The organism is Limnohabitans sp. (assembly GCF_046052765.1).
GTDB lineage: Bacteria > Pseudomonadota > Gammaproteobacteria > Burkholderiales > Burkholderiaceae_C > Limnohabitans.
Genome location: NZ_JAVLFQ010000047.1, coordinates 1 through 5,522 on the forward strand (window position 1 = coordinate 1; position 5,522 = coordinate 5,522).

Annotated in this window: 6 protein-coding genes; all 6 read right to left on the reverse strand. The window is 45.4% G+C overall.

What is annotated here, in order from left to right; translation table 11 throughout:
- Positions 1 to 10: 10 nt before the first annotated feature.
- Positions 11 to 349 (reverse strand): HGGxSTG domain-containing protein, encoded by a 339-nt coding sequence (locus AC9UG7_RS05600; RefSeq protein ID WP_509585351.1) that lies wholly within the window; start codon positions 347 to 349, stop codon positions 11 to 13.
- A 264-nt stretch (positions 350 to 613) separates the two neighbouring features.
- Positions 614 to 2,878, reverse strand: coding sequence for a VapE domain-containing protein (locus tag AC9UG7_RS05605; protein ID WP_509585354.1), 2,265 nt, complete (start codon positions 2,876 to 2,878; stop codon positions 614 to 616).
- Positions 2,879 to 2,880: 2 nt separating this feature from the next.
- Entirely contained in the window at positions 2,881 to 3,120 is a 240-nt protein-coding gene (locus AC9UG7_RS05610; protein WP_509585356.1) for a hypothetical protein, read from the reverse strand.
- Positions 3,117 to 3,305 (reverse strand): helix-turn-helix transcriptional regulator, encoded by a 189-nt coding sequence (locus AC9UG7_RS05615; protein ID WP_509585359.1) that lies wholly within the window; start codon positions 3,303 to 3,305, stop codon positions 3,117 to 3,119. The genes AC9UG7_RS05610 and AC9UG7_RS05615 overlap by 4 nt, the downstream gene beginning before the upstream one ends.
- 101 nt (positions 3,306 to 3,406) lie before the next feature.
- Complete coding sequence (locus AC9UG7_RS05620) at positions 3,407 to 4,012, reverse strand: hypothetical protein (RefSeq protein WP_509585361.1); 606 nt, start codon at positions 4,010 to 4,012, stop codon at positions 3,407 to 3,409.
- The gene (locus tag AC9UG7_RS05625; RefSeq protein WP_509585364.1) at positions 4,009 to 5,241 is read right to left on the reverse strand and encodes a tyrosine-type recombinase/integrase; all 1,233 of its coding nucleotides are present in this window, start codon (positions 5,239 to 5,241) and stop codon (positions 4,009 to 4,011) included. Before AC9UG7_RS05625 ends, AC9UG7_RS05620 begins: the two co-directional genes overlap by 4 nt.
- Between the last annotated feature and the right edge of the window lie 281 nt (positions 5,242 to 5,522).

The following is a 5,522-nucleotide window of genomic DNA, read 5'->3' on the forward strand; positions in this document are numbered from 1 at the left end:
ATACTTAGCATCAAAACTTACTTCTACACTTCGGACCTCTCGTCTTTGGGCCAGCTATGAGCCCTAGTGTCCTGCCCATTTGTTCGAGCATTTGAAGCTCGGCTATTTTCTCAGAACGTGCTCGGCGGGCAGAGCGGGTCTCGCGACCATGAATGGTCTTTGCTTTAGCGCAACGTTGCCGACCAGCTTCCGTTTTTGGGCCTGTACTTCGCCCGCCATGGAATCTGCACTTTATCTTTCCTTTTGCGGCAGGGGCGCGGCATTGCTGCTTTGTGCGTTTGGACTTGGCTTGACATTGAAGGCAGCGGATTCGGCCACCGGCTGTTACAAAAGTAAAGTTATTTGACATGGATTTGCACCTTGTTAGAGGCTCGAGAAGAGGGTGAAAATTTATTACACACAGGAGCCCTTGAGTCGAGAGAGCCACTTCTGTAGTCGAGTGTTACCAAGGGGCACCTCAGTTGCATTGGTGCCACTGCGCAAGTCCCTGTAATTAAATGGTTTTTTACGGTTAGTGGCACCTTAGGCTTAAATTGCATGAAAAATAAATGATAGAAGTCCACGAATGTGTGGAAGTGGCACAGTAAAGCTACAGGGTTAAGTAATTGGGCAATCAAGGTGCCACTGGTGCCACTGAAGGTGGCACGGGATGCCCGTGCGCGGCCTTGGCAGCCTGGATGATCGAGAATTTGTCTGGGACCCAATGGTATTTGATGCCATTAGATTCGAATGGGCGTTGACCACCATTGTGTTTAAGTATTGCCTGAGCCAATTTCATCGTTTGGGACTTGGTGGGTGTATTTAAATCAAGGTCAGTACAAATGTTGCGCATTGTTTTTTTCGTCCATAAGTTGCACCCAAAAAATGGGAAGTATTCCAGCAGGGCCTCAACATCCGGATCTGTGACCATGAATTTTTCATTATGTTGGTTCAACATGGAGAGTTCTGCGTCTGAGAGGTACCACTGCTCACCTGCGTCGTACCAAGTTTTAGCCTGTGCCCAAAGTTGCTGATAGTCTATGTTTGTGTCACGGGTAAGTGAGAGCACGTCAATAGGCCAGAACCTTCTGTTGCCTGTCGGGTCGTGAAGAAATTGGTAATCATTGACTGTCCCTGCAAAAACAGTACGTCTTGGGAACACTGAATCTTTTCTGGCATACGGCCGTCGGAGGGTGTCATTACTCTTCGTAATAAACGCTTTCAACTGTGCGAGGTCTGCTTTTTTGAAAGTGGCGTCAAGCTCGCCAAGCTCTACCACCCAATGGCTGACTGCAGACATCACGCTGTCCTTATCGGCCGGGTTTAATGTTTGACCCTCAAGAAATGCGCCTTCAATTTCTGATACTAAGTCTTTAAAAAGTCGAGTTTTACCGATGTTCTGAACACCTGTTAAAACAATCACGCCAGCATTGGAAATTCCATTTGGCTCATAGGCAGCTGCGACTGCTTGGATGAGCCATTTTTTCCAAAGAATTATTGATAAAGCGGGGGAGGTTGATTTGATTTGATCTGTGAACTGGTGTAATCGCGGGATCCCATCCCATGGTCGCGAATCAATGTAAGTTCTAACAGGGCAGTGCGGGTTTTGAGATGCCAGTGCGTCGAGTAATTCGGGAATTCGGCTTGAGGTCATTCCAGCCTGAATCGCGTAGTCCGTAACAATTGTCAGAGCTGTGTTGCTGGTTTCATCCAGTACACACTTCAAATTTGGGACTAAGAATTCGCCCTTTTTCGCTATTTGGTTATAGCGGACGATGATCTGGTGAAAAAAAAGTACAGCGGCTAAATTGGTACTTGTCTGAAGGGGGCGCTTATTTGAACCTAATGACTTGAATTGGACAAAGTTGCTCGTCTCTTGTGTCGCTGGCAGCATCGAAGATGGGTATTTATTTCCAGCGGTTTCCTCAAAATCAACTTCAGTACTACTTAACCCAGCTAGGCTGAGTAGGTGCCGAACTCCATAACCTTCGGGTCGAGATTCAAGTTCCGCTAAAGAGCGGTCATATTTATTGTTGACCTCATCAGCATCGTAATCTCCATAAGGCGTACCCCCATAGTCACCTTTGCTGAATTTATCAAATATGTTACGCCCTCCCTCACCATAAGCTCGCGCCAGTGCACTGGAAACCGCAAACCAAGTGGGCTCATCTCTGCAATCAATTAATCCAAGAACTTTTACGATTGAGGATTGGGTGAGTTTTGAGTAGGTGTGCACCAAGTCCTGTTCCGTAACTTGCTTTTGACTTGCCAATTCACCCTGATTCTGTTTTGTAGTTTCTGGATATTTTCTAAGCATTTCGTCGACGTCCATAACTCTTCCGTCGAAGTGAAATATTTGGGCGTTTAGACCGGGTGAGTAAACAGGTTGTTCATTTTGATAAACGGATTTATCTGCCAGTATTGCATCATCGCCATAGTTTTTTTTAATCATTCGATCAAAGGCTTTGCCAAGCGCGATACCTTCAGCTCTGGATACTTCACGATTTAATTCGAAGACAACGCGAGACCTTGGCTTGTCGTTTGTATGACTCCATGTCGTATATCCAAAGCCTCGAAAAATTGATAAGTCACCAATAACTCCTTCAAATGTTTTGACATCGCGATATCCATCTTGGTCGGTAGCCAGAAATCTGCGCGGCATTGCGTGGGTAGCCAGTCGGTAATGTGCATCTTGGGGAAACTTACTTGGTAGATCATGGGGGCCAAATGAAACAGGTCCACAAAAGTATGTGGTCCCCTTGCATGCGCTTCTGTCTGAAAGAATTGCTTGTTCAAATTCGTCAAAGTCCTCCGAAGTCTTCTGAACAGGTGTGTTGTCAAAGTTATCTTGGCCGCGAGAGTAGCGGATAGCTGTTGATTTTTGAGTTATCTCTTTCATATTCAACCCCAGTACTCGTCGTCTTCGTGTTCAGATGTATCCTCGCCTTCGAGCCCAAGTTCGGCCGCGTTCTTTGCCTCCTGCTTTGTTGAAAAGCTTCCCTTGATAAAGTCCTCGCCGCGTCGTGCCCACCATCGGCCGTCTTTTCGTTTACCAACAACTAAACCAATACCGTTGATTCGCTTCCAAGTGTTGCCTTTGGCTGATGTCGCCCATTCTGTGTCGTGTGTGGGGTACTTCATACTGGGTCCCCCATCTTTTCGCTCAGCCAAGCATCGACTTGATTGCTGGGCCATCCAGTACTTCTAGCTGTTAATTGGATTGGTTTTGGGAAAGATTTTTCCCTCACAAGTTTATAAATTGTTGATGGCTTTAGTCCGGTTCTCTCGCAAACCTCTCGGATACGATGAATTTTTATGCCTTGCATACAAATAGTCCTTTATGAAGATTGATATGAAGTCGATTGACATCACATGGACTATTGAAAGGTGCGAATTCACCGAAGCCGGAAAATATGAACTCAGAAAATTATTTTTTTCTGTGTTTGGATATGAAATTCCTAACTGACGCAAGCGAGATGTGCTTTTCTCTTGGGGTCTTTTTATCGTTTTCGTCGTAAAAAAACTTTTTGAGCTCTTCGTCGTAGCTGTTAATCCCATACAAGCCGACATCGTTTTTTAGCTTTTCAATGATCTCCTCTGGCGTTAAGTTAGTGTCTCTCCTGGAATGGTGCTCGACGCGTTTTAGGACTGCGTTAAGTTCTCTGGGGCTTGTTGCTTTTGCTCGTTGACTTTCAGAAATTTCATCGATCCGAACCTCAGCTGTCTCGAGTAGTGTCTTAACAGCTTCTTCGTTACCTAAAATCACCATTAGCGCATCGTGAATGCCGTTAAGAACTGGGTCTGTTCTCTTTTTCGATGCAAGCTCTTGTACCGTAAGTAACGCTAGATGGTTGGATTCATCCTTGTTCCATCGAAGATGTAGTTTGTATTGACTACGCTTGTATGCAAATAAAAGGCTGAGGAGCTTGTATGCAGACTGTTGCGAAGAATCTGTTTGCAGTTGGCCGCTAGCAATTTTTGTAAGGTAACTGTGTAAGGCCTTGCTTGAGTGAGCTGATGCTGATGGATTCATGCGGCGCTCCTGATGAAGGTGACATTATTGTTTTCTTTTCCATCACACCAGTCAGCAAACCACTGCATCATTTTTATTCTTTCTTCCATGAAATCTGATCTTAAATAAGCCGCTCTTACTTTGTTTTGCTCCTGATGATCGAGCTGTCGGTCAACTGCATCACGGTTGAAACCCTTTTCGTTCAGTACGTTTGTAATTAGGCTACGCATTCCGTGTATTGTTACTTCGAAACCAAGTCTATGAAGTGCGAGGCGCAAGGTGTTTTCCGCAAGGACGCTGTATTTGCTTGCACTAGGAAACACATAACGATTTGAATCGTTTGAAGTTATGGCTTCTAAAGTCCTGAATACAGCTACGGCTTGTGTTGGTAGAGGGAGCCTGAATTCTTTTCTCGACTTCATCCGACTTGCTGGGACAGTCCAGATTTTATTGATAAGGTCTATTTCTGACCATTTTGCTCCTCTGACGGAGTTGTCTCGAAGCCCTGTATAAAGCACTAGTTTCAAAGCACAAACAGTTTTGATATCAAGCTGCTGCTCAATTTGGCTTTTGTTTAATGCAGCCATCAGTTGTGGTACTTGTTCTTTGGGTAGTGCATCGTGATGTTTGACTGGTGGTTTCTTGAAATATGGGTTGTCGGTCATGTCCCGAGCAGGGTTACTAGTTGCTCTATGAGTGGCTCGGGCATAGGAGAAGATTTGCCCTGCAATTGATCGGGTTCTTAATGCCGATACCTTGGTTCCCTTGTCGTATATCTTCTTGATTACTGTGAACAGGTAAGGCTCTTTAATTGATTCGATAGGCAGCTTTGCAAGGTCAGGGAGAAGGTAACGCCGAATCAGGCCCTCGTTTCGCTCAAAGTGGGTGGCGCTCCAACCTGCTTTATTGTGTTGAAGCCACTCATGTGCAATCAGGCCGAAAGTGTTTCCACCTTTAGCGATTTGTTCTGTTTTGGCGATCCTCTTTGCCGTTGACGGGTTGATACCTTTTTCAACGTTTGATCGGGCTTCGAGTGCTTTGGCCCGAGCAATCAAAAGGCTGACGGTTGGGTAGGCACCAAGGCCAGTAGACATGTCTTTGCCGTTGAGGCGGTACCTAAGAATCCAAGTTCTGCTTCCATCTGGACGAACCCGAAGGCGCAAACCAGCGCCATCGTTCAGGTAGTACAACTTAACCTTTGGTTTGGCTGCCTTACAGGCTGCCTCTGTTAACAATTTTTCTGCTGCCATACACTTCTCCAGTACCCGTTCTGGTACCCAATTTTAATGGAGCTTCCGGTGAATTGCAATGCACGTCAGTGAAGTAAAGTACCCGTATTTACTGGGTTTTAACGGTGTAGATGGATGTTGGTGAAGTCTAGTAAACGATAGTTCGGCGCACTTCGTTTCCGCCAGATAGCCTTTATTTATGCGCCCTTCGGGCCGTTTTTACTTTTTACATACCATAAAACATACCAAAGAATATTCACTGGTTTGATGTGCTGTATGTAACTTCGTAAATATTTATTAGG

Coding starts and splice junctions, on each gene's coding strand:
- AC9UG7_RS05625 (WP_509585364.1), bottom strand. CDS start 5,241: ATGGCAGCAGAAAAATTGTTAACAGAGGCAGCCTGTAAGGCAGCCAAA.
- AC9UG7_RS05605 (WP_509585354.1), bottom strand. CDS start 2,878: ATGAAAGAGATAACTCAAAAATCAACAGCTATCCGCTACTCTCGCGGC.
- AC9UG7_RS05600 (WP_509585351.1), bottom strand. CDS start 349: ATGTCAAATAACTTTACTTTTGTAACAGCCGGTGGCCGAATCCGCTGC.
- AC9UG7_RS05610 (WP_509585356.1), bottom strand. CDS start 3,120: ATGAAGTACCCCACACACGACACAGAATGGGCGACATCAGCCAAAGGC.
- AC9UG7_RS05615 (WP_509585359.1), bottom strand. CDS start 3,305: ATGCAAGGCATAAAAATTCATCGTATCCGAGAGGTTTGCGAGAGAACC.
- AC9UG7_RS05620 (WP_509585361.1), bottom strand. CDS start 4,012: ATGAATCCATCAGCATCAGCTCACTCAAGCAAGGCCTTACACAGTTAC.